Genomic DNA, 24,293 nt, shown 5'->3' with positions numbered 1-24,293 from the left:
GACGCCCCGCCCGAATCGCCGGGCGGGGCAGCACCGGAACCCCGGAGCCCCGGAGCAGAGACAGGAAAGACGAGAGCCTCGATCCCGGATGGATCGAGGCTCCGATAAAGAACGTTCCGCGCTGGCTCCCCTGAAAGGACGCCAATACAACACCGGACCCCAGCCCCGCGCGGGAGCGAAGCGACCCGACGGGGGTTCCAGGGGGTCGCCCCCTGGACAAACACTGCGGGCCCCCGGCGAAGCCGGACGAAGTCCGACGAGCAGGAGGCCCCACCTCGTGCTCCCGCGATTGGACTCGAACCAATAACCTGCCGGTTAACAGCCGGCTGCTCTGCCGATTGAGCTACGCGGGATCGTTCGGCGCGCCGGGGGCTTCCGTCCCCGTCGGCGCGTCTAGGTTAGCGCATTTCGGGGGTGGTTCGCGCACGCGTTATGGGTGGCGGCGGCGATCGTGGGTATGGGGTCCGTCATCATCCGCTCTTACCCGGGGGTTGGAACCACCATGAAGCACCGCATGACGTTCATCGCGGGCGCGACGATCGGCTACGTCCTCGGGACGAAGGCCGGTCAGGAGCGCTACGAGCAGCTCAAGCGGTTCACGCGGCAGCTGCAGGAGAACCCGAACGTGCAGGAGGCCACGGGCGTGCTGCGGGCCAAGGGCGAGGAGTTCGCCGGGGCCGCGAAGAGCAAGGCCGGGAACATGCGCAACTCGAAGGGGCAGGTTCCCGAGCAGGCCGAGCACCAGGACCAGCCGACCGTCCACCCGGGCTAGAGGCCCGTCTGGCGGCGCAGGTCCTCGAGGATCCGCTCGGCGCGGGCGCGCAGGTCCGGGTCGTCCGGGTCCATGCCCGCGTCGAACACGAACGTCCAGCGCACGTCCCCGCCGGTGGCCGGGCGGCGTCCGGCGATGCGGACGCCGCCCCCGGCAGCTCGGCGCGGTGGCTGACGGCGACGGTCGCGGTGACGCGCTCGCGGATGGTCTCGGGGACGGAACCGGGCTCGGTGAGCCGCACGTGGTGCGCGGCCCGGGAGGTCTCGGTGACGTGCAGCCAGCCGTCCTTCCAGGACGCGCTGTCGACGCGCTCGTACGGGACGCGGACGAACCCGCCCTCGGGCGTCGGCAGGTGCAGGGCGGTCGTGGTGGCGGCGACGTGCGAGCCGCCCCGGGTGGGGGCGTGGGCGAGGACGCGCTCGCCCCGTTCGAGGGACAGCGCGGTGCGGAGCGCGGCGGGCAGGGAGCCCCGGAGAAGACGCATGCCCCAAACGTAGGCGATCAGGCGGCCCGCGGGGCGCGGCGGGCGCCGAGCAGGTCGAGGACGAGCGCCGCCGACCACGAGTGGTCGTGGCCGCCCCGGCCGGAGCCGTCGAAGGGGTCGAAGAACTCGCGGAAGCCGGACTGGCGGACGAGCCGGAGCGTCGAGCCGTAGAGGAGGTCGGCGACGACGGGCAGGCCGTGCACGAGGGCGCCGTACCAGATCAGCCAGTTGGTGCTGATCCAGGTGGGCCCCCGCCAGTAGCCGGTGCGGTCGAACGAGGGCGACTGGATGTCGCAGGTCGGGACGGGGTACCCGGCGGCTCCGGCGAAGCGGGCCGACAGGAGCAGGTCGACGAGCGAGCGGACGATCGGGGCGGGGAGTTCGGGGTCCAGGAGGGGCCCGAACGCGTTGATCGTGACGGTCGGCAGGAGACGGCCGGTGCGCAGGTCGCGGGCGCGGAAGCAGCCGCTGTCGGGGTCCCAGAGGCGGTCGAGGAGGGCCCGGTGGACGCGCGCGGCGCGCTCGCGGTGCGGCACGGGGTCGGCGCCGACGATCTCGGCGAGTTCGGCGAGCGCGTGGGTGGAGGCGAGGTACGCGGCGTTGACGAGGGGGTCCTCGACGGCGAAGGGGTGCGCCTCGCGGATGTGGCCGTGGCTGTAGGCGGTGTCGCGGAGCAGGGTGACGAGCCGGACGTACCGGTCGTAGTCCTCGCCGGTGGGGAGCGCGCGGGCGGCGCGGGCGGGCGCGAAGGCGTCCGGCGGCAGTTCGAGGGCGCCGAGCGGACGGTCCCAGGCGGGGCTGTTGTCGAGCCCGGACTCCCACGGGTGGCAGATCGCGATGAGGCCGCTGGACTCCAGGTCGCGCACCTGGGCGAGGTAGCGGTGCTGGGCGGCGAGCATGGGGTAAAGGCGTTCGGCGAAGGCGCGGTCGGGCGCGGCCCGGTGCAGGCGCAGGGCGACCAGGGCGTGCAGCGGCGGCTGGGTCAGGCCGGACGTGCGGACGCCGCGGGGCGCGGCGGGCTGCCGGTCACTGCACCACAGTTCGGGGCCGGGGAAGAACGCGCGCCGGTCCAGGCGGGTGTTGAACACGATGTGCGGGAGCATCCCGTCCGCCCACTGGCCGCGGAAGAGGGAGAGCAGCTCGCGGCGGGCGCGGTCGGGCCGGTGCCGGGCGAGGCCGAGGGCGGCGAACGCCGAGTCCCAGCTCCACTGGTGCGGGTAGAGGCCGGGCGACGCGGCGGTCGCGGTGCCGGTCCAGTTGGCGTCCAGCACGCACGCCGCTGCCTGCCACAGCGCGTTCTCGTCTCCGGTCAGCCGGGAGCTCATGTGTTCAGGGTGCCTCCTCACTGCCGATTTTGACCCCATCGGGCGTCCGCGACGAGTCCCCGGAGGACGTCGGTTCTCCACGGTTCACGGCGGGGTTCCGTGATTTTTCACGGTGCGGTGGCGCGCGACAGGAGCCATTCCACGATCTCCTGCCCTGCGGCGATGCCCGCCGACGCCGTGACGCCGGTGCTCGGGGACGTCCAGCCGGTGTCGTGCAGCTCGCCGTGCGCGGGACGGACGGCGGCGTCGGCGGCGTCGAGCAGCTCGATGTCGAGGAGGGAGTCACCGGCGGCGAGCATGGTCGCGGCGCCGGTGCGGCGGGCCGCCTCGCGGGCGGCGGCGGCCTTGGTCAGCCCGGACGGCAGGCAGTACACCTTGCGGCCCTGCAGGGACGTGCGCCAGCCGCGTTCGGCGCACCAGCCGGTGAGGTCGTCCACCCAGCCGGCGGGGAGGGCGGCGCGGTCGACGACGGTGTAGGCGAACAGGTCGGAGGCGGTGCGGCGCTTGAGCACGAACTCGCCGGAGACGCCGGTGAGGTGCGCCCGCACCTCGGCGAGCGGCGCGCACCCTGCGAAGACCCGGGACCGGACGGAGGCGGACCATTCGGGATCGTCCGCGCCGTCCACGAGGAGGTGCCCGCCGTTCGCGCAGATCGCGTACGCGGGCGGCTTGCCGGGCAGCCGGACGCGACGGTACTGCTCGGGCGTGCGCGTGGTGGTGGGAACGAACGCGGTCGTGGCCGCGAGGTCCTCAAGGATGCGGGCGGCGGTCTCCGTCATGTAGGAGAGCGGCTTCCCCTGGTAGAACTCCACGCACAGGAGGCGGGGCATCGTTTCGTCCGGCCCGTCCAAGGCGAACGCGGCCTGCGAGTAGATGAGCGTGCGGTCCAGGTCGGAGCACACCAGGACGGTCACTGAACGGCCCCCTTGCCGAACTTGGGGTGGATGAAGCCCATGCAGGCGTACGGAAAGGCGTCCGGAGCGACCTCCTCGACGGGCACGCCGCGCTCTCCGGCGAGGAGGCGGATGTGCGTCACCTCCGGGCCCGCGTCAGCGCGGACAAGGATCTTCCAGGGGACGCGTCGCAGGAGTACGCGGGTCGTCTCCCCGATCCCCGGTTTCACGAGGTTGAGGTCGTCGGTGCCCTGCGCGCGCGCCCAGCGCCGGACGGCCTCCCAGCCGGACCAGTCGGGCGTCCGGTCGGCGGCGCGGAGGGCGGGCAGGTCCTTCGCGACGCGTTCGGCGACGTCGGCGAAGCGGGCGCGGACGGTGTCGAGGAAGTGCGCGGAGACGTCGTCGGCGGCGAGGTCGGCGTAGAACTTCGCGCCGTGGAAGTCGCCGGGGCCGATCAGCGCGTCGTTGAGGACGGTGCGGCTGACCAGCCCGGACACCGTCGAGTTCAGGCAGGCCGACGGGATCAGGAAGTCGTCGCGGGTGCCGTGCAGCGGCGTGCACCGGCCGGGATCGGCCAGCACCGCGAGGTCGGGACGGAACGGGCTCCCGTGCAGGGCCCCGGCGAGCTCCCGGGTGATCGCGCCCTTGCCCGTCCAGCCGTCGACGAACATCACGGCGGACGGGTCGTGGTGCTCCGCGAGGTGGCGCAGGGCGACGGCGTCGATGCCCCGGGCGCGGACGATGCTGATCGCGTAGTGCGGCAGGTCGAGGCCGCGCGCGAACCGCGCCCAGCGGCGCATCAGGATCCCCACGGGCGTCCCGGCGCGCGCGAGGGACACCAGGACGGCGTCCGGGCCGCGCTCGGCGAGGACCAGCTCGGTGACGAGGCCCGTCGCGTACGCGATGCGCTCGGCGGAGGCGTCCAGGGCCTCGTGGAAGAGCCGCCGGTACTCGGGCCCCGGCTGGTACTCGACGGGCAGGGACTCGGCGTAGTGGGCGCGCCCGGCCTGGATCGCGGCCTCGCGCTCCTCGGTGGGCGCCTCCAGCTCCACGTGGGAGAGGTCCTTGAGCAGCCACGTGACGTCCTCGGCGGGGTAGCTGCCGAATTCGGGGCCGTGCAGCGGCTTCACGCTTCCCTCCTGTGGGACGGGACGGTCGCGATCGTCACCGGGGCGAGCGCGCGCAGCCCGCCCAGGAGGCCCGTGGCCAGCTCATCGGTGTCGCCTGCGTCGTCCACCACGAACACGATCCGGTCGAACCCGGCGGAGACGTTGTAGGCGTACCGCTCCCCCGGCCCGTCGGCGGGGTCGTCGTGCGCGGGGAACGCGAGGCGGGTGCGGATGGCGTAGCCCGGGTCGTCCACCGCGAGCACGGGTGAGCGCGTCGTCGTCGAGTAGCGGACGTCCGCGCCGTGCAGCGCGCCGGCGAGGGCCTCGGCGAGCCGCAGGGGCGCGTACATCAGCTCCTCGAAGCCGAGGACGAGCACGCGGGAGAACCCGTCGCCGAGACAACCGGCGACGGTGTCGGCCATGCGCGGCAGGTCCTTCTCCAAGCGCGCGCGGTGTGCGGGCAGAAAGCCGTGCCGTCCGCCGTCGGGCAGCCCGGACGGCCAGTCCAGCCGGGCGCGCGTCACCGGGAAGCTCCCGGCAGGGACGGCCTCCGGCCGGGTCTCGGGTTCCGTGAGGCTCGCGACGAGCGCCTGCCCGGCGTCCAGGATGCCGTCGGGCAGCTCGACGCGTCCCCCGGCCAGCGCCACGGCGTCGACGCGGGCGCCGAGGCGTGCGGCGAGCGCGTCCATGCGGGCCCGGTCCTCCTCGCCCCGGAGGTCGACCAGGGCGGCCACGACGTAGTGCCGGCGCGGGCGGACGGCGTGCAGCGCCTCGATCGTGTTCAGGACGGTGCGCCCGGTCGACAGCTCGTCGTCCACCAGGACCATCGGGACGTCCCGGTCCAGGGCGGCGGGGTCCGCGGGGAGCAGCAGGTGGCTCGTGGCGTGGCTGTGCTCCTCCTCGAACCCTCCGTACGCGGTGAAGCCCCGCACGGGACGGCGCGTGGAGTGCAGGTAGTACGCGCCGCCCAGAGCGTCCGCCACGGAGTGCCCCAAGGCGGTCGCCGTTTCCGCGTAGCCGAACACGATCGCGTCCACGGGGTCTTGGGGTTCGCACAGGACGTCCCGTAGTGCGGCCGCCGCGCCCGGTGCATCGCGCAGGGCGTCCGCGAGGTGCGTGCCCGCGCGGGACGGTACGTCCACACCCGCCAGGCGCGCGCGCACCAGGTCGCCCAGCAGCAGGCCCGCCCCGTACACCAGCCGCGGATCGGTGGGGACGTGCTTGCCCAGCACCGCGGACACGAGCAGGTGCGCGCGGCGCGGATTCCGGCGGACCGCCAGCCCGACGAGGTCGGACAGGCCCGCGCCGACCGGTCGCGCACCGTCGGCCAGCCGCACGCCGAGCCGTTCCGCGACCCACCTGCCGGCCCACGTACGGTCCCGTGTCCCGGTCCGCGCCGTTCCGGCCGCCTCGATCACTTCAGGGTCGCCTTCCCGTGTTCCGCGTCATGGCAGGTCCGCCGCCTCGAGCAGCTCGACGAACGTGACGTCCTCGGCCGCGACCCCGAACACCCGCGCGCGCAGCATCAGCCGCTCCGCCCAGGCGCGGTGCGGTTTGGCCTCGTTCATCTTGTTCGCGTACGCGCTGGCCATCGCCCCGCCCCCGGCGACCCCGAGGATGTCGGCGGCGTCGCAGTACTCCTCGTGGGTGACGACCGACAGCGCGTGCACGGCCGCGACATGGCTCGGGTGGATCACCGTCTTGCCGGTGAGCCCGTTGGCCTTGTCGAGGTGGACCTCGCGGATCAGCCCGTCGAGGTCGGAGGTGATCAGCCGCTCCCGCAGCGGCGCGGCCCGCTGCGCGTCGAACGGGGTGCTGCGGAGCTGCGGCTTGAACATCCGCTCCCCCGCCGCGAAGTACTCCCAGACCGGCCCGGTGATCACGAACCCGGTGCCGTCGGCGCGGCCGAGCACGTTGACGACGTCGCTGATCACGCCCGCGACGGGACGGATGTCGTAGATCGTCAGGTCGGGCGGGCGGCGCAGCCCGTACGCGGCGGACATGTCCGTCGCGCCGAGCCGGACCGCCAGGATCCGCTCGCGGTGCTTGCCGAGCAGCCGCGCGACGTCGTCCAGCATCTCCGCCCGCATCTCGGCGTACACCGTCTCGCGGCTCTCGATCACCGGCATCGCCAGCAGCGGCAGCCCGGTGCGCGCGGCCGTGTCGGCCAGCGCGTCCAGGAACGCTCCACCGGTGGACGCGGTGAACTTCGGCAGCACGAACCCGCTGACCAGCTCGGCGGCGCCGCCGAGCCGGTCGATCAGGTCCCCGATCTGGCGGGGCGTGCGGACGCGGACGAACAGCAGCGGCGCGGCGGACCCGCGCGCGTGCAGGTCGGTGAGCGCCGCGACGAGGTTGGCCTCGCCGCGGATCACGTCGGTGTCGGCGATCGCGTCCTCGAGGCACACGACCATGCTCTTCACCCCGCGCCGCCCGGCCTTGACCATGTCGTCGGCCAGGGCCGGGCGGGTGGACGGGCAGTAGAGCGTCGCGCCGAGCGCCACGGCCAGCACCGACGGGTCGTCGTGCCGGGCGAACGGCCGCGGGTGCCGGTAGAAAAGGTGCTTGCGGCGGGCGGCGTCGACATGGTCGAAGTGGCGCAGGTCGGCCTGGCGCGTGTCGGCCTGGCGTGGGCCGTCCCGGCGCGGGACGGAACCCCGCGCACGGGACCGCCGGGCCCCGCCCGGCGTGGCGGGACGCTCCGCCCCGGGGTGCTGCATGACCGTCACGGCCGCCCGGTCGCGTCGCTCACAGATGCGCCGACACGGCCGGCAGCAGGTGCTGGAACGTCCGCCCGGTCGCGGTCGCGCCGATGGCGGTCATCGTCCAGCCGCTCCCGTCCCGCGACACCTTCGCCATGATCTGCGCGTTGTGCCGGCCGCCCTCGCTCAGCTCGTAGCGCGCGATCTCCTGCCCGGTGCCCTCGTCCACGAGCCGGCAGAAAGCGTTCGCGATCTGCGAGAAGTCCTGGCCGGTGAACGAGTTCACGGTGAACACGAGCTGCTGGACGTTGTCGGGGACCCGCTGCAGGTCGACGTTGATGACCTCGTCGTCGCCCTCGCCCTCGCCCGTCAGGTTGTCGCCGGTGTGGCGGACGGCCCCGTCCTTGCTCTGCAGCTGGCGGAACCACACCTGGTCGGCGAGGTTCCCGGCGGCGTCGAACAGCAGGCACGACGCGTCCAGGTCGATGGACTGGGCACGGCTCTTGCCGAACAGGCCCTTCTTGGCGACGGCGTCCCAGCCCAGGCCCATCCGGACGCGGGTGAGGCTGCCGCCCCCGGGCTTGGCCAGCGAGACCTTCTGCCCCTTCTGCAGCGAGATCGACATCGTCGGCTCCTTCGGTGATCGATGCGGGTTTCGCGTGGGTGGTCGGACGGGGGGCGGGATGGGCGGGTGCGCCGGGCCGGGACCGGCCCGGCGCGGTCCGGTCAGACCTTTCCGGCGTGGAGCGTCTTGTCCTCACCGGAGGGTGCGGCCGGGCCGTCGTCCGATCCCCGGTTGCGCATCACCGAGCTGATGAACGCGGCGATGATCAGGCCCGCGCCGAGTCCGCCGGTGATCCACTCGGGCACGTGGCCCCCGATGCCGACCAGCATGCAGACGGCGAGGGCGCCGATCGCCCAGTGGGCGCCGTGGTCGAGGAAGACGTAGGTGTGCAGGGTGCCCTTGCGGACGAGGAACACCGTCAGCGACCGGATGTACATGGCGCCGATGCCGAGGCCGATCGCGATGACGATCGGGTCGGTGCTGATCGCGAACGCGCCGATGACGCCGTCGAAGCTGAAGGAGGCGTCCAGCACCTCCAGGTAGAGGAAGAGGAAGAACCCGGCCTTGCCGGTGGCCTTGGCGAGGCCGCTCGGCCCGCGGCGGATCCTGACTTCGTCCTCGGGGCCCTCGTCGTCATCGTCGAGGTCCAGGTCGCTCGCCTGGGAGAACAGCTCGCCGAGCCCGTTGACGAGGATGTAGGTGACCATGCCGAGCACTCCGGCGATCATGACCTCGCCCGGGTCGTCCGCCCAGATGGTGGCGACCAGCGCGAGCGCGCCGCCCGCGACGACGACCGGCAGCCCTTCCAGGCGGCCGATGACGGACAGCGGCTTCTCCAGCCACACCAGCCACCGGACCTCGCGGTCCTCGAACACGAAGTTCAGGAACAGCATCATCAGGAACATGCCGCCGAACGCCGCGATCGTCGGGTACGCCTCCTCCATCAGGTGGTGGTACCTGTCGGAGTCGTTGAGCGCCAGGTCGAACGCCTCGATCGGCCCCAGCCGGGCGGTGATCCCGACGATGACCAGCGGGAACACCAGCCGCATGCCGAACACCGCGATCGCGATGCCGATCGTCAGGAAGATCTTCTGCCAGAAGGGGCTCATCCGGTCGAGCACCTTGGCGTTGACGACGGCGTTGTCGAACGACAGGGAGATCTCGAGGACGGCGAGCACCGCGACGAGCGCGAGCCCCGTGGGCCCGTCATAGAAGAAAGCGGCGACGAGGCCCGCGGCCGTGACGCCGAAGGACCACCCGAAGGTGCGAAGAATCATGCGCGTATTTCTGCTAGTGAGGACGGCCGGGCGGGTCTCGCACGGCTCGCGGGTGCGGCCACCGGACCGGCCGGCGAGGGACCGGCCGCCGGACCGGCGGGCGTTCGTCCGGCCGGCGTTCCGGCGGCCGGATTCCGGCCGGCCGGCGCCCGGCCGGCCGGCGTTCGATCAGCCGGCGTTCGATCAGCCGACATGCGATCAGCCGACATGCGGTCAGCCGACATGCGATCAGCCGACATTGACGCCGAAGTCCATGGCGATGCCGGCCAGACCCGAGGCGTACCCCTGGCCGACCGCCCTGAACTTCCACTCACCGTTGTGACGGTACAGCTCTCCGAACACCATCGCGGTCTCGGTCGAGGCGTCCTCGGTCAGGTCGAAGCGCGCGAGCTCGGCGTCGTCGGCCCGGTTGACGATGCGGATGAACGCGTTGCGGACCTGCCCGAAGTTCTGGTGCCGGTTGTCGGCGTCGTAGATCGACACGGGGAACACGATGCGCTCGACCTCGGCCGGAACCCCGCCGAGGTCGACGTTGACGACCTCGTCGTCGCCCTCGCCCTCACCGGTCAGGTTGTCGCCGGTGTGCTCGACGGACCCGTCCGGGCTCGTCAGGTTGTTGAAGAACACGAAGTGGTGGTCCGACAGGACCTTCCCCGACGCGCCCAGCATCAGCGCGGACGCGTCCAGGTCGAAGTCGGCGCCGGTGGTGGCGCGGACGTCCCAGCCGAGACCGACGGCGACCGCCGTGAGATTGGGCGCGGCCTTCGTCAGCGAGACGTTGCCGCCCTTGGCGAGAGAGACACCCATGTCGGGCCACCCCTTCCCTGCGAAACTGATCGGATCCCTGCTGCGTTCGGCCGAACGGTCAGATGTTGACGCCGAAGTCCGCCGCGATACCGGCGAGCCCCGACGCGTACCCCTGGCCGACGGCGCGGAACTTCCAGTCCGTACCCGCGCGGTACAGCTCCCCGAAGACCATCGCGGTCTCCATCGAGGCGTCCTCGGAGAGGTCGTAGCGAGCCAGCTCGGTGCCGTCGGCCTGGTTCATCACGCGGATGAAGGCGTTGCGGACCTGCCCGAAGTTCTGGCCGCGCGAGTCGCCCTCGTAGATCGACACGGCGAACGCCACCCGCTCGGCGGTGCCCGGCATCGCGCCGAAGTTGACGTTCAGCCGCTCGTCGTCGCCCTCCCCGGCGCCGGTGGTGTTGTCGCCGCTGTGCTCCACCGCGCCGTCCGGCGTCCGGAGGTTGTTGAAGAACACGAAGTGCCGATCGGTGATGATCTTGCCGGACGCGTCCAGGACCAGTGCCGACGCGTCCAGGTCGAAGTCGGTCCCGGTGGTGGTGCGCAGGTCCCAGCCCAGCCCGACGGTCACCGCCGTCAGTCCCGGCGCCTGCTTGGTGAGCGAGACGTTGCCGCCCTTGCTGAGACTGACGCCCACGTGTTCCTCCAAGATCGCTGCCGTCACCGGACGCACCTCTGTTCGTACGGGCGTCCCGGTATATCGACGTAGCAGCGATGCTATCCGTTCCATCCGTTCCGGCGGCATTACCGGAGAGGCGGTCCGCTGCGCGACACTGGGCAGTGGACGAAGGGAGGCGGCGTTGCGGGGAGCGGGCGACCAGCGCAGGCGAGGCCGGGGCGCGCAGGAGGCTGCGGCGGCGATCGAGGCGAAGGAGGCGGCCGGGTCCGCCTTCTACGACATGGACCAGGCCCAGAAGTTCATCGACGGGCGCGTCACCGTCTTCGAGGATCTGGACGCCCGCGCGGCGGAGCCCGCCCGGCGCGAGTTCACCCGGTTGTCGGAGGCGGCGGACGCGGCCGCCGTGGCCTACATCTCCGTCGTCGACGCGCACGACCTGTCCGACCAGGATCGGTCACCGGCCCAGTTCGACGCGGCGCGCCGCGCGTTCGTCGCGTGCACCGACGGGCTGACCAAGGCCGCCCGGGACCTCAACGGGTTCGCCGAACGGCTCGCCCCGAAGATGGCGCGGCTGGAGTCCGCACTCGACCGGCTCCCCCCGAAGCTGGGCGCGGCGCGGGACGCCGTGGCCGCCGCCGACGCGGCGGTGACGGCGGCGCGGCAGGCCGGCATGGACGCCTCCGATCCCGCCGCGGAGCTCGACCGGGCGAAGGAGTCCCTCGGCGTCCTGTCGTCCCGCGGCCTGGGCGGGCTCGGGCTGGACGGCGCGCTGCGCCGGGCCGAGGAGACCCGGGAGATCGCCGAGCGCGCCCGGGAGGCGGCGGAGGAGCTGCCGAAGCAGGGCGAGAAGGTCCGCAACTCGCTGAACTCGGTCAAGACGCGGGTGGACGTCGTCGCGAACCGCGTCGAGACCGTCCGGCAGGCGATGAAGACGATGCTGCGCGCCTACTCGCAGGCCTGCTGGCAGGACCTGCGGGGGGCGCCCGAGGCGGTCCAGGCCGGGGTGGAGCGCGCCCGGGAGCGGCTGGACGAGGCCGCCGAGCACGCCGCGCGGGGCGAGTGGAAGGACGCGCAGCGGGCGCTGACCGCCGCCCGCACCGAGCTGAACGCCGCGGACCGCCGCGCCGGGCAGGTCACCGGACGGGTCGAGCGCCTCGCCGAGGTCGCCGCCGATCCCGCCCGTCCGGTCGAGGGGGTGCGGTTCGCCGTCCGGGACGCGCAGCGCCTCGCCGTCGCGCAGCCGGGCGGCGCGGCCCCGCACCACGCGCGCGTCCTGGACGGTCTCGTCGAGCGCCTGGAGAGGGCGCCCGAGCGCCTCACCGGCACGCACCCCGACTACTGGGCGTACCTTCAGGAGCTGGAGTCGATCAAGACGGCGGCGGGCGACGTCGTCACCCGCATCCGCTCGGAGCGGGCCGCCCAGGGGTAGCCCGCCGGACGGCCGTGCCCGCGGGGGACGCGCGGGACCGTCCGGCCGCGTCCGGCTAGCGCGGACGGTCGTGCAGCCCCATCGTCAGGTTGCGTGCGGCCATCGGCGGGCCGCTCGCCCCGGGGTCGTACGGGGGGACCTGGCCGTGCTGCGGCATCGGCGGCGCCTGGTCGCGGGGCTGCGCGGCGGCGGGCTCCGCCCAGACGGCCGTGCCGTAGGCGCAGACCTCGTAGGCGCCGCCGCCGATCGGAGCGGTGTCGAAGCGCATGCCGACGACCGAGTTGGCGCCCTTGCGGCGGGCCTCCTCGCCGAGCCGGTCCACCGCCTCGCGGCGGGCGGCGGAGAGCCCGGCCACCGGCCGCTCCCCCGTCACCCGGAACGTGGCGCTGCTCCCGGGCCCGTGCTGCGGCGCCCCGCCCTGGTCGGCCTGGACGGCCGTGCCCTGCACCTCGCCGAGCACGCTGCGGATCTCGAATCCCGCCAGGCCGTCAGTGGTCACGATCAGCATGGCCACAACGGTAATCGACGGGACGGACGATTCGCGACATCCGGCCTTACCCGCGTCCCGACTCACGTGACCCCGACCACGTGACCGAACCCATGTGGCCGGACCCACGTGACCGGACCCACGTGACCGGACCCATGGCCCGCACGTGGTCGGCACGTGGCCGGGCTCCGCCGCGGGCGGGCGCCTCGGCCGCGCACCCCGGCCGCTCCCGCCCGCCCGCGGCGGACCCGCTCGTCGCTCCGGGACCGCTCCCGCGTGCCCGTTCCCGCCGTGCCCGTTCTTGCCGTGCCCGTTCCTACGTGCTCACTCGAGGTACTCGCGGAGCATCTGCGCGCGCGAGGGGTGCCGGAGCTTCGCCAGCGTCTTGGACTCGATCTGGCGGATCCGCTCCCGGGTGACGCCGAACTCCCGGCCGACCTCCTCGAGCGTGCGGGGATGGCCGTCGGCCAGGCCGAAGCGCAGCTGGATGATGCGCTGCTCCCGTTCCGACAGCGTGCCGAGGATGTCCTCCAGCTGGTCCTGGAGCAGGATGAACGCCGCCGCCTCGATCGGGACGACGGCGTCCGAGTCCTCGATGAAGTCGCCGAGGTCGGAGTCCTCCTCGCCGATCGGGGACTGCAGCGACACCGGCTCCTGGGAGATCCGCTGGATCTCAAGGACCCGGACGGGCGTCAGCCCCATCTCCAGGCCGATCTCCTCGGGCGTCGGCTCGCGTCCGAGGTCCTGGTGCAGCTGGCGCTGCACGCGGACGAGCTTGTTGATCGTCTCCACCATGTGGACCGGGATCCGGATCGTCCGGGCCTGGTCCGCGATCGCCCGGGTGATCGCCTGGCGGATCCACCACGTTGCGTAGGTGGAGAACTTGAACCCCTTCGTGTAGTCGAACTTCTCGACCGCGCGGATGAGTCCGAGATTTCCCTCCTGGATCAGGTCGAGGAAGAGCATTCCCCGGCCGACGTAGCGTTTGGCGATCGAGACCACCAGCCGCAGATTGGCCTCGATCAGGCGTTGCTTCGCCCGCCGTCCTTCGCGGGCGAGCAGTTCGAGGTCGATCCGTTCGCCCCGGTCGAGGACGGCGGCCCGCGCCGTCTTCTCGTCCGCGAACAGTCCCGCCTCGATCGACTTCGCGAGTTCTACCTCATCTTCTGCCGTGAGCAGCGGTACGCGACCGATCTCTCTCAGATAGATCCGGACCAGGTCGCTCGTCGGCGCCCGCTTGCCGAGGTCTCCCTCATCAACCCGCGCGACGTCCTCGTTCTCCTGCTGGGGTTCGAGGACGTCCACCCCCTGCTCCGCGAGCATCCGGACCACCCGCTCCATGGAGTCGTCCGGCAAGTCCGAGCGGTCGAGCGCGGCAGCGACGTCCGCGACGGTCACACCGCCGCGCTCTCTACCACGTGCGACGAGGTCCGCCACCTGATCAACCGATGGCGCCTCGCTAGGCAGCACCGAAGGGCTCACGCAGACAGTCTGCGATAAATGCGGCCTAGATCACAGGACCTATTTTGCGGACGCTTGACTCACTGCGCTCCAAGAGCGCGCTCACGCAACACCCGTCGCTGCTGCTCAAGCGCCATGAGCTCGCCGAAGAGCCGGTTGTACTCCTCCAGCCCCTCGACCGGATTCAGCCGACCGAGTTTAGATTTCGCGTCGCTGATCTTGCGGGTGAGCTGCCGCTCCTGGATCCGGGCGAGCAGTTCCGCCGCATACCGGTCGTCCGATTCGGATGCGGACCGTACCGGCTCGACTCCGAACATGGTGATCAGGTCCCTGACCTGGTCGTTCGGGGACAGCTCCAGGAGGGCTCCGACCCATTCGGCCACCCCGCCGGCCGCGGACACCCCGCCGGCCGAGCCGATCACCGTCCGGACGGCGGCGTGCTGCGGCGCGATGAACGCCTCGGGCATCACTTCCTCGTCGAACTCCGGCCCGAGCAGCGCGGGGCGCTGCACGGCCAGCTTGAGCAGCTCGCGCTCCCGCTGCACCTCGGGGTCGTTCGGGTCGACCGCGGGGCGGGCCAGGGCCGCCGGGGACCGCGGGCCGCCCTCGGGCGCACCGCCGTTCCGGCCGCCGCCGTTCCGCCCGCCGTTGCGCCCGTTCCCGCCGTGCCGGCGGGCCGCCAGCTCGCGGACGCGGCGCAGCACGAACTGCTCGTCCATGATGCCGAGCCAGCGGTCCAGGTTGATCGTGTACATGTGGCGGCGCGACCGGTCCTTGATCGCGGCGACGACCGGGGCCGCGGCGTCCAGCGCGGCGAGCCGCCCCTCGACGGTGTCGAGGTCGTGCCGCTCGATGGCGCTGCGCACCGCGAACTCGAACAGCGGCACCCGGGACGCCACCAGGTCGCGCACGGCCGCCTCGCCGTGCCGGACGCGCAGGTCGCAGGGGTCGAGGCCGTCCGGCTGGACGGCCACGAACGTCTGGCTGACGAACTTGTCCTCGTTGTCGAAGGCGCGCAGCGCGGCCTTCTGCCCGGCCGCGTCGCCGTCGAACGTGAAGATCACTTCGCCGCGGAACTCGTCCTGGTCCATCAGGAGGCGGCGCAGCACCTTGATGTGGTCGTCGCCGAACGCCGTGCCGGACGTCGCGATGGCCGTCTCGACGCCCGACAGGTGGCAGGCCATCACGTCGGTGTAGCCCTCGACGACCACCGCCTGGCGCCGCCGCGCGATGGCCTTCTTGGCGAGGTCGGCCCCGTACAGCACCGATCCCTTGTGGAAGAGCGGCGTCTCGGGGGTGTTCAGGTACTTCGGGCCGTCATCGTCGTCGTAGAGGCGCCGGGCGCCGAAGCCGATGACGTCGCCGCTCAGGTCGCGGATCGGCCACATCAGCCGGCCGCGGAACCGGTCCATCGGCCCGCGCCGCCCCTCCTTGGCGAGGCCGCCCGCGACGACGTCCCGGTCGGCGAAGCCGCGGCCGCGCAGGTGCCGGACGAGGCCCTCCCACTCGCGGGGCGCGAACCCGACCCCGAACCGCGCGGCGTCGGCGGCATCGAAGCCGCGTTCGGACAGGAACCGGCGGCCGATCTCGCCCTCGGGCGCGGCGAGGCGCTCGGCGTAGAACTCGGCGGCGGCCTTGTGCGCCTCCAGCAGCCGGGCGCGCTGCCCGCCGTCCTGCCGGGTGGCGCGCCGCCCGTCGTCCTCGTAGCGGAGCTGGATGCCGACCTGCGCGGCGAGCCGCTCGACCGCCTCGGAGAACGTCAGGTGGTCGATCTCCCGGACGAACCTGATGACGTCGCCGCCGGCCTCGCAGCCGAAGCAGTAGTACAGGCCGCGCGCGGGTGTCACGTTGAACGACGGGGACTTCTCGTCGTGGAAGGGGCACAGGCCCTTGAGGTTGCCGCCGCCGGCGTTGCGCAGCTGCAGGTGCTCGCCGATGACGTCGGCGATGGACGCGCGCTCGCGCACGAGCGCGATGTCCTCATTTCGAATACGGCCTGCCACGTCGATGGAGTCTACGGCGGGGGGACGACATCCGAGGCATCACGGCGGGAACGGGCGGTCCCGGAAGGGCCACGGACGGCCCGGTGCGCGCCGGGATCGTCGCCGGATCGCCATGCCGGCGCCGGTGACCGGACCCGGCCCGGTTAACCGCCGGTAACCCTGAGGTGGCTATGGACAACCGGGACCGGTGCGCGGTGAGATGGCGGACCGAGATATCGCCCACCCCCAGGCGGACCCGATGACGGATGTTGTGCTGGACGGCGTCGAGAAGATCTATCCCGGCGGGCAGGCGGCCGTGCGGAACGTGCGGCTGCGGATCGAGGACGGCGAGCTCTTCGTGCTGCTGGGCCCGTCCGGTTGCGGCAAGTCGACGATCCTGCGGATGATCGCCGGGCTGGAGGAGATCACCTCCGGGGACCTGTGGCTGAACGGCTCGGTGGCGAACGGGCTGACACCGCGCGAACGGAACGTCGCGATGGTGTTCCAGGAGGGCGCGCTGTACCCGCACCGCACCGTCAAGGGGAACATGATGTTCCCGCTGGAGGTGTCGGGGGACGATCGCGCCGAGGCGTCCGCCCGGGTGGTCGAGCTGGCCCGCGCGCTGGGTCTGAACACCATGATCGACCGGTTGCCGAACACGCTGTCGGGCGGGCAGCGGCAGCGCGCGGCGATCGGCCGGGCGCTGATCCGCGAACCGTCGCTGTTCCTGATGGACGAGCCGCTGTCGAGCCTCGACGCCGGGCTGCGCACGGAACTGCGCGTCGAGATCTCCGCGCTGGTGCGCTCCAGCCGCACCACCACGGTCTACGTCACGCACGACCAGATCGAGGCGATGACGATGGCCGACCGCATGGCCGTCCTGCGCGACGGCGTGCTCGAGGACGTCGGCACGCCCGAGCAGATCTACGAGGACCCGGCGACCGTGTTCGTCGCGGCGTTCCTCAGCTCGCCGCCGATCAACCTGCTGCGGGCGACGCTGTGGGCGATCGAGGGCGAGGGCCTGCAGCTGGACTTCGGCGCGCAGCGGCTGCTGCTCCCGTGGGACGATCCGCGCGCGTCCTGGCTGATCAGCCAGCACGGCCGTCCGGTGATCGTGGGCATCCGGCCGGACACGCTGGCGCCGATCGCCCCCGGCGCCCCCGCGCCGCCGGGGACCGTCCTGTCGGGGCGGGTCCGGTCGCTGGAGTTCCACGGGCACGAGTGGCTCGCCTACGCCGGGGCGGGGATCCCCGTCGTGGACGCGAACGAGGTGGGGCGCCCGGCCCGCGCCGGGTACGCCGAGCCCGCACGTCCGGGCGTCCGCGACCGGGTGCGGGCGCTGCTGGGCCGCCCCGCCGCGGTAGGCGGACCGCCGCAGGAGGAGCACGCCGGCCACCACCGCCGCTCCGACCTGATCTTCCGGATCGGGCCCGGCATGCGCCCGAACCCGGGCGACCACGTGGCGCTGACCGTCTCCTTCGACCGGATGCTGATCTTCGACTCGGACGGGCGGCGGGTCACGCCCGTCCGGCGATGAGCGGGCCGAGCCGCGCGAAGCCCGCGTCGATCTCGGGCTCGGTGACGGCGCCGTAGCCGAGGACGAGGCCGGGCGCCGCGGGTCCGGTGACCGCGAACTCCGACAGCGCGAACAGCCCCACCCCCGCGTCGAGCGCGCGCCGCGCGATCGCGGCGTCGTCGGTCCCGGCGGGCAGCGGCGCGCTCAGGTGCAGCCCGGCCTCGGACGGGACGGGCCGCGACCAGCGGCCCGCGAGTTCGGCGACCCGCTCGTGCCGGGCCTGGTAGGCGCGCCGTGACCGGCCGACGTGCCGGGCGAGCAGGCCTTCGTCGATGAACCGGGCGAGCGCGGCCTGCGCGGGCAGCTCGGCGTGCCGGCTGGACGCGTACCGGGCGAGGCGGAGCGCGCGGTGCAGGGAGGGCGGCGCAACGAGGAAGCCCAGGCGCAGCACCGGCCGCATGACTTTGGAGAACGTGCCGGTGTAGAGGACGCGGCCGTCCTCGTCGAGGCTCTGCAGCGGCTCGATCGGGCGCCCGCCGTAGCGGAACTCGGTGTCGTAGTCGTCCTCGACGATCACCACGTCCCGCCGCCGCGCCCAGTCCAGCAGCGCGCGGCGGCGGGGCAGCGACATCGGCATGCCCAGCGGGAACTGGTGGGACGGCGTCACGTACACCGCGCGCGCATCGCCGGGCAGGTCGTCCACCCGCAGGCCCTCGCCGTCCACGGGCACGCCGGCGACACGCAGGCCCGCCGCGCGCAGCAGCGTGACGACCGGCGGGTAGCCGGGGTCCTCGACGGCCACGACGTCGCCGGGCTCCAGCAGCACCCGGACGATCAGGTCGATCGCCTGCTGCGTGCCGGAGGTGACGACGACGTCCGCGGCGTCCGCGCGGACCGACCGGGAGACGCCGACGTGCCGGGCGATCGCCTCCCGCAGGTCCGCGAGCCCGGCCGGGTCGCCGGCCGACGCGGCGTCCCGCAGCCCGGACGGGCGCAGCACCCCGGCGGTGATCCGCCGCCACGCCTCGAACGGGAACAGCCGCACGTCCGGGATCCCGGCGCGGAGGTCCCAGCGGACGCCCGGCATGCGGCGCGGCCAGACCGCCAGGTCGTCCCAGACGCGGCGGGGGCGCAGCGGGGACGCGGCGGGCGCGCCGCGCGGGTGCGCGCCCGCGTCCTGGACGAACGTGCCGGCGCCGACGCGGCCGCGCAGGAATCCCTCGGCGGTGAGGCGGTCGTAGGCGACGGCGACGGTGTTGCGGGAGACCTCGAGCCGCCGCGCCAGCTCGCGCGTGGGCGGCACCGCCTCGGCGGCCCGCAGCCGGCCGTCCAGGATCGCGTCCCGGAGCTGCCGGTAGATCTGCCCGGACAGGTCCCTCCGGCCGACCAGGCTCACATGGAGTTCCACCGGACGACGGTAAATCGGCTCAATCGCTTAGCGCAATTTTGGCTCTGTAACCGGTCCACTGGCGCCTCGTACGGTGATCGCATGGATCTTGTGAAGGACCTGCTCGGCACCGATTTCCGTGCCCTCGACCGCAGGGGCCTGGACCTCTGGGTCGGCATGGTCGCGCGGGTCGGGCCGGACATGCTCCGCCTGCCGACCCCCTGCCCCGACTGGACGCTGCACGGCCTGATCCGCCACCAGCTGAGCCAGGACGCGGGGTTCGCCGCCGCCGCGCGCGGCGAGGGCGCGCGCCCGTCCGCCTGGCGCGGCGGCGACCTCGGCTCCGACCCGCACGCCGCCGCCGCGGCGTCCGCCGGCCTCGTCACCGCCGCGTTCGCCGCGACCGGCCCGCGCGACCGGCTCCACCTCCCCGAGATCGGCGACGGCACCACCGTGCCCGCGCCGCTCGCGGTCGCGTTCCACCTCCTGGACGTCGTCGTGCACGCGTGGGACGCGGCCGCCGCCATCGGCGCGCCGTGGGAACCGGACGACGAGCTCGTCGAGGCGTCGCTCCGGATCGCCGCGGTCGTGCCGGCGGACGGCCGGGGCCCGGGCGAGGCGTTCGGGCCCGCCGTCCCGGCCCCCGGCGGCGCCGGACCGCGCGACCGCCTCCTCGCCGCGCTCGGCCGGTCCCCCTCATGGCGGTGAGGACCGGCTGGCGCGCCGGCCCCGCGAGCGCCGCGGGACCGGTCCTGGTCAGCGTCACCGACTTCACCGCCGCGAGCGCGCTGGACCTGCCGGGCGTCTTCCGGGCCGGCATGGCCCTGCGCCGTTCCTGGCCGGACCTTCCGGGCGCGGTCGGCCTCTGGTTGTGGGCGATCCCCGCGGAGCGGCGGTGCGGCTCCGTCTCCGTCTGGACGGACGCCGCCGCCCTGCGGGGCTTCGTGGCGCTGCCGGAGCACGTCGCGATCATGCGGCGGTACCGGGGCCGCGGCGGGCTCCGTTCCGTCACGTGGGAGGCGGACGCCTTCGACGCGCGCGCCGCGTGGGCCCGGGCCGCGCGCGTCCTCGCCGGCGAGGACGCGCCCGGCGCGGCCGCACCCCGTCAGCGGTAGGCGGCCATCACCTCCACCTCGACCAGCCAGCCCGCGACCGGCAGGTTCTCGACCTCCAGCGCGACCCGCGCCGGCCGCGCGCGGTTGGGATACTCGGGGTAGGCGGGCGGCGCGCCGCCCAGCGGGACCTTGACGACCCGGTGGGTCTTCAGGTCGACGTTGGCGAAGTACTGGCGGTAGGCGCGGTTCCATCCGGCGAAGTCCGCCGCGTCCTCGCCGGGCGGATTGGCGAGGTAGACGCGCATGGAGATCACGTCGCGCGGCGTGAGCCCCGCCGCCTTCAGGTTCGCGGCGAGCCGTTCGAGCGCGTTGAGGCCCTGCGCCTCGGTGATGGTGACGCCCGGCGGCAGTTCCCCGCCGGGAAAGCCGATGTAGCGTTCCGGCGTCCCGGGGGGCGCGGCGGAGTTGGTCCCGGCCGGCCCGGTGCCGCTGGCGGTGTAGGTGGCGACGGCGTGCCCGACGCCGACCCCGTTCGCGATCATGGGATTGCTCTCGCCCGGCGGAAGGGCGACGCGCACGTCCCCCGGTCTCGGCGCGGCGCCCCGCGGCGCCGCCGAGGCGGTCCCGGCCAGGCCCACGAGCGCCACGAGGGCGGCGCCACCGGTAATGATCTTTCCGCGCATGCTCGGCCTCCCCATCAGGACTTCACGACCCGCTGGTGCAGTTCGGTCACGACCTTGCGGGCCGACTCGAACGACCCGTGCTGCCAGGCGATCTCGTAGCTGAGCCAGTCGCCGCAGAAGTAGACGTTGCCCTGCGGCTCGTTGAGCAGCCGGTACGCGGCGCCGCGCTCCGGCCAGCCGATCCAGCCGCCCTCGATGTGCTCCTGCCGGGACCACGAGATCGACATCGACGCGGCGACGCCCCGCCGGTACTTGTCGCCGTGGATCCGCGCGCCCTGGTCCAGGGCGCGCCCGAGCCGCTGCGCGTGCGTCATCCCGGCGTAGGCGTCGGCGGCGGAACCGAAGTTGTAGTAGCCGATGAGGAGCCCGCGGGGACCGTGGTAGCCGTACGACGGGTACCAGATGGTCGCCAGGTCCAGGTCGGTGTTGGTGATGCCGCCGTAGATGTTCTCCTCCCGCTCCCACCAGCGGCTGCGGTACTCGATGCCGATCTTGCCGGTGGAGGAGGGGACCGGCGTGCGCAGCGCCGCCTGGACGTCCGCGCCCAGGTTGTGCGGGATCCGGGCGAGGATGTGCGGGGGCAGGGTGGCGATGACGTAGTCGGCCTCGGCCACGCGGGTGCGGCGGTCCAGGACGTACTCGACCCGGACCCCGCCCGCCAGGTCGGTGATCTTGGTGACTTTCGCGCCGGTCCTGATCCGGTGCTCGCCGACGGCGGCGGCCAGCGCCCGGGGGATCGCGTCCATGCCGCCGACCGGCTGGAACATCAGCATCGCCTGGCTGTATCCGGCCTCGAAGGAGAACGCGCGGCCGACCCCGCTGGCGAGCACGTCCGACAGCGACGGCGGCGGGCCCAGCACGGTGCCGGCCTCGGCGCCCGCGCCCGGGTCGACGCTGTAGCCGCGCCTGCCCGTGCCCGTGTAGGCGTATCCGGCGGACCGGGGGCCGATGGCGCCGAAGCTCGACAGGAACGACAGCAGCCGCTCCTTGTCGTCCCCGGTGAGCCGCCCGTCCAGGGCGCCCTGGTCGGTGGCCTTCGCGAGCAGTTCGGAGATGTAGCCGTGCACGTCCGCCTTGGCGGTCCGCCATTTCACCGGATCCCGCATCCCCGCGGACTCGTTGTAGATCAGCGCCTCGGCGTTGGAGTTGGTGAACACCTCCAGCGGGACGCCGAGTTCGCGGCAGTAGTCCATGGTGGTCATCCACTGCGCGATGCGCGCCGGGCCCGCGTTCATGTATTGGCCCCGGCTGAACGCCGCCCGCTGCGCCGCGCCGTCCATCTCGCCCAGCCGGTCCCCGCCGCGCAGGGTCAGGTTGCGCCCGCCGACCCGGTCCTGGGCCTCCAGGATCGTGCACCGGTATCCGGCCTTGCCCAGTTCGTAGGCCGCGGCCAGTCCCGCCACGCCGCCGCCGAGGATGAGCACCCTGGCGCCCGCGCGGCCGCGCAACCGGAAGTCGGAGGGCCGCGGCGGCTGGAAGGGCACCTTGGTCGCGGCCTCCGCGGAGGGCGCGAGGCCCAGCGCTCCCATGGTGGCGAACATCGCGCCCGCCCCGCCGGCGGCCCCCACCCTGGTGAGGAACGCTCGGCGGTCGACTCCCTGCGTCTGTTCCCGTGTCGCCAAGAAACACCTCCAAGATCTCGACACGCGAAGTCTTGGAGCGTTCCGTTCGGGCCGTGATTCGTGCTCGTAAGGAGACCGTTGCCAAATGATCACTAACGGTCGGTCGCCGGTGGATCACCGGCCGTGCGGGCGGCGGGGTCGGGGCCGTGCGGGCGGGGGCCGTGCGGCGGACCGGGCGAGGTCAGGCCGAGGTCAGGCGGGGGTCAGGCGGGGGTCAGGCGGGGGCGCCGTTGCAGAGGGATCCGCTGTAGAGGTCGATCTTCCACTGGATCTGCTGCTGCTGGTCGCGCAGCCGGGTGATCTGCTCCTCGACGCGCCGGTCGTGGGCCTGCAGGAGCTCGAGGCGCTCCTGCACCGTCCCGTCCCCGCCGCGGGCCAGCTCGGAGTACCGCAGCATCTCCGCGATCGGCATGCCGGTCTCGCGCAGGCACCGCAGCATGCCGAGCCACTGCAGGTCGCCGTCGCTGAACACGCGGCGTCCGGACGCGTTCCGCGCGATCCGCGAGAGCAGGCCGATCTTCTCGTAGTAGCGCAGGGTGTCGATGCTGAAGCCGCTCTTCTCGGCGGTCTCGGCCGGGGAGTAAGAACTCACGCCCTCAAGTTTCCCACCTGGAGTTCACTCCAGGTCAAGGAGACCGGACGTTCGCGGGCCCCGGCGGCGGGTAGGTGAGGTGCCCGGCCCCGGAGCGGGCTTGACCTGGAGCGCGCTCCAGGTCGCACAGTTACGACGATCAGCACCGAGACAGACGAAGGAACCAGCATGCGCATCGGACTTCAGGTTCCCAGTTTCACCTTCCCCGGCGGGACCGAGCAGATCGGCCCGACGTTCGGCCGCATCGCCCGTGACGCCGACCAGGCCGGGCTGCACTCGCTGTGGGTCATGGACCACTTCTTCCAGATCAGCATGGTCGGCCCGGCCGAGGAGCCGATGCTGGAGGGCTACTCGGCGCTGTCGTACGCGGCGGCGCTCACGGAGAACATCACGCTGGGCACCCTCGTCACGGGCGTCACCTACCGGCATCCGGGGATCCTCGTGAAGACGGTCACCACCCTGGACGTCCTGTCGGGCGGACGGGCGTGGCTCGGTATCGGCGCGGCGTGGAACGACGAGGAGTCGCGGGGCCTCGGCGTGGCGTTCCCGCCGACCGCCGAGCGGTTCGAGCGGCTGGAGGAGACCCTGCGGATCGCCCTGGCGATGTGGCGGGGGGACGAGTCGCCGATCGAGGGCGAGCACTACCGGCTGGAGCGTCCGCTGAACTCGCCGCCCGCGGTGCGCCGCCCGCACCCGCCGATCCTCATCGGCGGCACCGGGGAGAAGAAGACGCTGCGGTTCGTCGCGAAGTACGCCGACGCCTGCAACGTCTTCGACGGCGACGACCTGCCGCGCAAGCTCGACGTCCTGCGCGGGCACTGCGACCGCGAGGGCCGCGACTACGCCGGCATCGAGAAGACCTCGCTGACGTTCTTCCCGCAGACGCCGTCGGTGGACGAGGCCGTCGACACGGTCGGGCGGCTGGCCGAGGCGGGCATCGACCACGTGATGGTCTCGCAGGGCACCGGCCAGGACCTGGTCCCCGTGCTGGGCGAGGTCCGGGCGCAGACGGAGAAGATCGTCCCGGCCGGGCGATGACGGCGCGGGGACGCCCCGGTAGGGGCGTCCCCGCGGTCCTCAGGCCCGGATCTGCTCGTGGTAGTGCAGCGGGACCCCGATCAGGTTGAGCGCGTTGATGATCGCCACCAGCCCCACGAGGTCGCCGGCCTCCCGGTCGTCCGGAAAGTGCTTCCGCAGCGTCTCCCACATCTCGTCGGTCACCGGCTCGCGCCGCGTGGCCGTCTCGGTGTAGGCGAGCGCCGCCCGCTCCGCCCCAGTGTAGAGCGGCGACTCCCGCCAGACGGTGAGGTGGTGCAGGCGCTCCTCGCGCTCGCCGTTCCGGCGCGCGTCCCGGGAGTGGGTGTCCACGCAGAAGGCGCACCCGTTGAGCTGCGACGCCCTGAGCTTGATCAGTTCCTGCACCGTGCGGTCGAGCGGCCCCTCGTGGATCGCCCCGGCCGTGCCGATGATCCCCCGGTAGACCTCGGGGCTCGCGTCCTTCAGCAGCATGCGCGGCATGGTCGTCTCCT

23 protein-coding genes and 1 tRNA gene are annotated in these 24,293 nt (G+C 73.1%); 6 read left to right on the top strand and 18 right to left on the bottom strand.

Annotated elements, in window-relative coordinates; genetic code table 11:
* Nucleotides 1–280 precede the first annotated feature (280 nt).
* Nucleotides 281–353 (bottom strand) — tRNA-Asn (locus F7P10_RS35820).
* Between the two features lie 149 nt (nt 354–502).
* On the opposite strand from F7P10_RS35820, the gene F7P10_RS35815 reads away from it, so the two are divergent.
* Nucleotides 503–772, top strand: coding sequence for a YtxH domain-containing protein (locus F7P10_RS35815; RefSeq protein ID WP_151016502.1), 270 nt, complete (start codon nt 503–505; stop codon nt 770–772).
* Nucleotides 773–1,273: 501 nt separating this feature from the next.
* Here the strand turns inward: F7P10_RS35815 and F7P10_RS35805 are convergent.
* From F7P10_RS35805 to F7P10_RS35765, 9 genes are all read right to left on the bottom strand, one after another.
* The gene (locus F7P10_RS35805) at nt 1,274–2,581 is read right to left on the bottom strand and encodes an amylo-alpha-1,6-glucosidase (RefSeq protein ID WP_151016501.1); all 1,308 of its coding nucleotides are present in this window, start codon (nt 2,579–2,581) and stop codon (nt 1,274–1,276) included.
* A 107-nt stretch (nt 2,582–2,688) separates the two neighbouring features.
* Nucleotides 2,689–3,495 (bottom strand): HAD family hydrolase, encoded by an 807-nt coding sequence (locus F7P10_RS35800; protein WP_151016500.1) that lies wholly within the window; start codon nt 3,493–3,495, stop codon nt 2,689–2,691.
* On the bottom strand, nt 3,492–4,604 hold the full coding sequence (locus tag F7P10_RS35795; protein WP_151016499.1) for a cysteine protease StiP family protein: 1,113 nt from the start codon (nt 4,602–4,604) through the stop codon (nt 3,492–3,494). The genes F7P10_RS35800 and F7P10_RS35795 overlap by 4 nt, the downstream gene beginning before the upstream one ends.
* Nucleotides 4,601–6,001: a phosphoribosyltransferase family protein gene (locus F7P10_RS35790; RefSeq protein WP_254716193.1), complete on the bottom strand. Its 1,401-nt coding sequence runs from the start codon at nt 5,999–6,001 to the stop codon at nt 4,601–4,603. The genes F7P10_RS35795 and F7P10_RS35790 overlap by 4 nt, the downstream gene beginning before the upstream one ends.
* 27 nt (nt 6,002–6,028) lie before the next feature.
* Nucleotides 6,029–7,303 carry an HpcH/HpaI aldolase/citrate lyase family protein gene (locus F7P10_RS35785; RefSeq protein ID WP_302851396.1) on the bottom strand — a complete coding sequence of 425 codons (1,275 nt, stop codon included), beginning with the start codon at nt 7,301–7,303 and terminating at the stop codon, nt 6,029–6,031.
* A 28-nt stretch (nt 7,304–7,331) separates the two neighbouring features.
* Nucleotides 7,332–7,910 carry a TerD family protein gene (locus F7P10_RS35780; protein ID WP_151016498.1) on the bottom strand — a complete coding sequence of 193 codons (579 nt, stop codon included), beginning with the start codon at nt 7,908–7,910 and terminating at the stop codon, nt 7,332–7,334.
* A 101-nt stretch (nt 7,911–8,011) separates the two neighbouring features.
* Nucleotides 8,012–9,127: a DUF475 domain-containing protein gene (locus F7P10_RS35775; RefSeq protein WP_151016497.1), complete on the bottom strand. Its 1,116-nt coding sequence runs from the start codon at nt 9,125–9,127 to the stop codon at nt 8,012–8,014.
* A gap of 228 nt (nt 9,128–9,355) precedes the next feature.
* The gene (locus F7P10_RS35770) at nt 9,356–9,934 is read right to left on the bottom strand and encodes a TerD family protein (protein ID WP_151016496.1); all 579 of its coding nucleotides are present in this window, start codon (nt 9,932–9,934) and stop codon (nt 9,356–9,358) included.
* Between the two features lie 58 nt (nt 9,935–9,992).
* The gene (locus tag F7P10_RS35765) at nt 9,993–10,568 is read right to left on the bottom strand and encodes a TerD family protein (RefSeq protein WP_151018494.1); all 576 of its coding nucleotides are present in this window, start codon (nt 10,566–10,568) and stop codon (nt 9,993–9,995) included.
* Nucleotides 10,569–10,731: 163 nt separating this feature from the next.
* Here F7P10_RS35765 and F7P10_RS35760 point away from each other — a divergent pair, with 163 nt between their 5' ends.
* A complete protein-coding gene (locus F7P10_RS35760; RefSeq protein WP_151016495.1) occupies nt 10,732–11,979 on the top strand; it encodes a molecular chaperone DnaJ in 1,248 nt (415 codons plus the stop codon).
* 55 nt (nt 11,980–12,034) lie between these two features.
* On the opposite strand, the gene F7P10_RS35755 is transcribed toward F7P10_RS35760, so the two are convergent.
* The 3 genes from F7P10_RS35755 to dnaG all read right to left on the bottom strand — a co-directional run bounded on the left by F7P10_RS35755 (nt 12,035) and on the right by dnaG (nt 15,930).
* Nucleotides 12,035–12,487 carry a YbjQ family protein gene (locus F7P10_RS35755; protein ID WP_151016494.1) on the bottom strand — a complete coding sequence of 151 codons (453 nt, stop codon included), beginning with the start codon at nt 12,485–12,487 and terminating at the stop codon, nt 12,035–12,037.
* 303 nt (nt 12,488–12,790) lie between these two features.
* Nucleotides 12,791–13,936 carry an RNA polymerase sigma factor RpoD gene (gene rpoD / locus F7P10_RS35750; RefSeq protein ID WP_151018493.1) on the bottom strand — a complete coding sequence of 382 codons (1,146 nt, stop codon included), beginning with the start codon at nt 13,934–13,936 and terminating at the stop codon, nt 12,791–12,793.
* A 71-nt stretch (nt 13,937–14,007) separates the two neighbouring features.
* Nucleotides 14,008–15,930: a DNA primase gene (gene dnaG, locus F7P10_RS35745; protein WP_151016493.1), complete on the bottom strand. Its 1,923-nt coding sequence runs from the start codon at nt 15,928–15,930 to the stop codon at nt 14,008–14,010.
* 238 nt (nt 15,931–16,168) lie between these two features.
* On the opposite strand from dnaG, the gene F7P10_RS35740 reads away from it, so the two are divergent.
* Nucleotides 16,169–17,446: an ABC transporter ATP-binding protein gene (locus F7P10_RS35740; RefSeq protein ID WP_151016492.1), complete on the top strand. Its 1,278-nt coding sequence runs from the start codon at nt 16,169–16,171 to the stop codon at nt 17,444–17,446.
* Here the strand turns inward: F7P10_RS35740 and F7P10_RS35735 are convergent.
* Nucleotides 17,427–18,833 carry a PLP-dependent aminotransferase family protein gene (locus F7P10_RS35735; RefSeq protein WP_151016491.1) on the bottom strand — a complete coding sequence of 469 codons (1,407 nt, stop codon included), beginning with the start codon at nt 18,831–18,833 and terminating at the stop codon, nt 17,427–17,429. The two genes, F7P10_RS35740 and F7P10_RS35735, sit on opposite strands and share 20 nt — an antisense overlap.
* Nucleotides 18,834–18,914: 81 nt before the next feature.
* Between F7P10_RS35735 and F7P10_RS35730 the strand changes: the two genes are divergently transcribed.
* On the top strand, nt 18,915–19,520 hold the full coding sequence (locus tag F7P10_RS35730) for a TIGR03086 family metal-binding protein (RefSeq protein WP_151016490.1): 606 nt from the start codon (nt 18,915–18,917) through the stop codon (nt 19,518–19,520).
* On the top strand, nt 19,511–19,927 hold the full coding sequence (locus tag F7P10_RS35725; protein WP_151016489.1) for a hypothetical protein: 417 nt from the start codon (nt 19,511–19,513) through the stop codon (nt 19,925–19,927). Before F7P10_RS35730 ends, F7P10_RS35725 begins: the two co-directional genes overlap by 10 nt.
* On the opposite strand, the gene F7P10_RS35720 is transcribed toward F7P10_RS35725, so the two are convergent.
* The 3 genes from F7P10_RS35720 to F7P10_RS35710 all read right to left on the bottom strand — a co-directional run bounded on the left by F7P10_RS35720 (nt 19,918) and on the right by F7P10_RS35710 (nt 22,764).
* Nucleotides 19,918–20,550 carry a Rid family hydrolase gene (locus F7P10_RS35720; protein WP_151016488.1) on the bottom strand — a complete coding sequence of 211 codons (633 nt, stop codon included), beginning with the start codon at nt 20,548–20,550 and terminating at the stop codon, nt 19,918–19,920. The two genes, F7P10_RS35725 and F7P10_RS35720, sit on opposite strands and share 10 nt — an antisense overlap.
* Nucleotides 20,551–20,564: 14 nt before the next feature.
* Nucleotides 20,565–22,172 carry an FAD-dependent oxidoreductase gene (locus tag F7P10_RS35715; RefSeq protein ID WP_254716192.1) on the bottom strand — a complete coding sequence of 536 codons (1,608 nt, stop codon included), beginning with the start codon at nt 22,170–22,172 and terminating at the stop codon, nt 20,565–20,567.
* 214 nt (nt 22,173–22,386) lie between these two features.
* Entirely contained in the window at nt 22,387–22,764 is a 378-nt protein-coding gene (locus F7P10_RS35710; protein ID WP_151016487.1) for a MerR family transcriptional regulator, read from the bottom strand.
* A 168-nt stretch (nt 22,765–22,932) separates the two neighbouring features.
* Here F7P10_RS35710 and F7P10_RS35705 point away from each other — a divergent pair, with 168 nt between their 5' ends.
* Nucleotides 22,933–23,802 (top strand): LLM class F420-dependent oxidoreductase, encoded by an 870-nt coding sequence (locus F7P10_RS35705; RefSeq protein WP_151016486.1) that lies wholly within the window; start codon nt 22,933–22,935, stop codon nt 23,800–23,802.
* 39 nt (nt 23,803–23,841) lie between these two features.
* On the opposite strand, the gene F7P10_RS35700 is transcribed toward F7P10_RS35705, so the two are convergent.
* Entirely contained in the window at nt 23,842–24,282 is a 441-nt protein-coding gene (locus F7P10_RS35700) for a carboxymuconolactone decarboxylase family protein (protein WP_151016485.1), read from the bottom strand.
* Between the last annotated feature and the right edge of the window lie 11 nt (nt 24,283–24,293).

The organism is Actinomadura sp. WMMB 499, assembly GCF_008824145.1.
Classification (GTDB): domain Bacteria; phylum Actinomycetota; class Actinomycetes; order Streptosporangiales; family Streptosporangiaceae; genus Spirillospora.
Note: the sequence above shows the minus strand (reverse complement) of the source record. Positions and strands in the feature narration are given on the sequence as shown.

Coding starts and splice junctions, on each gene's coding strand:
- F7P10_RS35725 (WP_151016489.1), top strand. CDS start 19,511: ATGGCGGTGAGGACCGGCTGGCGCGCCGGCCCCGCGAGCGCCGCGGGA.
- F7P10_RS35720 (WP_151016488.1), bottom strand. CDS start 20,550: ATGCGCGGAAAGATCATTACCGGTGGCGCCGCCCTCGTGGCGCTCGTG.
- F7P10_RS35755 (WP_151016494.1), bottom strand. CDS start 12,487: ATGCTGATCGTGACCACTGACGGCCTGGCGGGATTCGAGATCCGCAGC.
- F7P10_RS35775 (WP_151016497.1), bottom strand. CDS start 9,127: ATGATTCTTCGCACCTTCGGGTGGTCCTTCGGCGTCACGGCCGCGGGC.
- F7P10_RS35740 (WP_151016492.1), top strand. CDS start 16,169: ATGACGGATGTTGTGCTGGACGGCGTCGAGAAGATCTATCCCGGCGGG.
- F7P10_RS35805 (WP_151016501.1), bottom strand. CDS start 2,581: ATGAGCTCCCGGCTGACCGGAGACGAGAACGCGCTGTGGCAGGCAGCG.
- F7P10_RS35705 (WP_151016486.1), top strand. CDS start 22,933: ATGCGCATCGGACTTCAGGTTCCCAGTTTCACCTTCCCCGGCGGGACC.
- F7P10_RS35700 (WP_151016485.1), bottom strand. CDS start 24,282: ATGCCGCGCATGCTGCTGAAGGACGCGAGCCCCGAGGTCTACCGGGGG.
- F7P10_RS35815 (WP_151016502.1), top strand. CDS start 503: ATGAAGCACCGCATGACGTTCATCGCGGGCGCGACGATCGGCTACGTC.
- F7P10_RS35780 (WP_151016498.1), bottom strand. CDS start 7,910: ATGTCGATCTCGCTGCAGAAGGGGCAGAAGGTCTCGCTGGCCAAGCCC.
- F7P10_RS35770 (WP_151016496.1), bottom strand. CDS start 9,934: ATGGGTGTCTCTCTCGCCAAGGGCGGCAACGTCTCGCTGACGAAGGCC.
- F7P10_RS35730 (WP_151016490.1), top strand. CDS start 18,915: ATGGATCTTGTGAAGGACCTGCTCGGCACCGATTTCCGTGCCCTCGAC.
- F7P10_RS35785 (WP_302851396.1), bottom strand. CDS start 7,303: ATGCAGCACCCCGGGGCGGAGCGTCCCGCCACGCCGGGCGGGGCCCGG.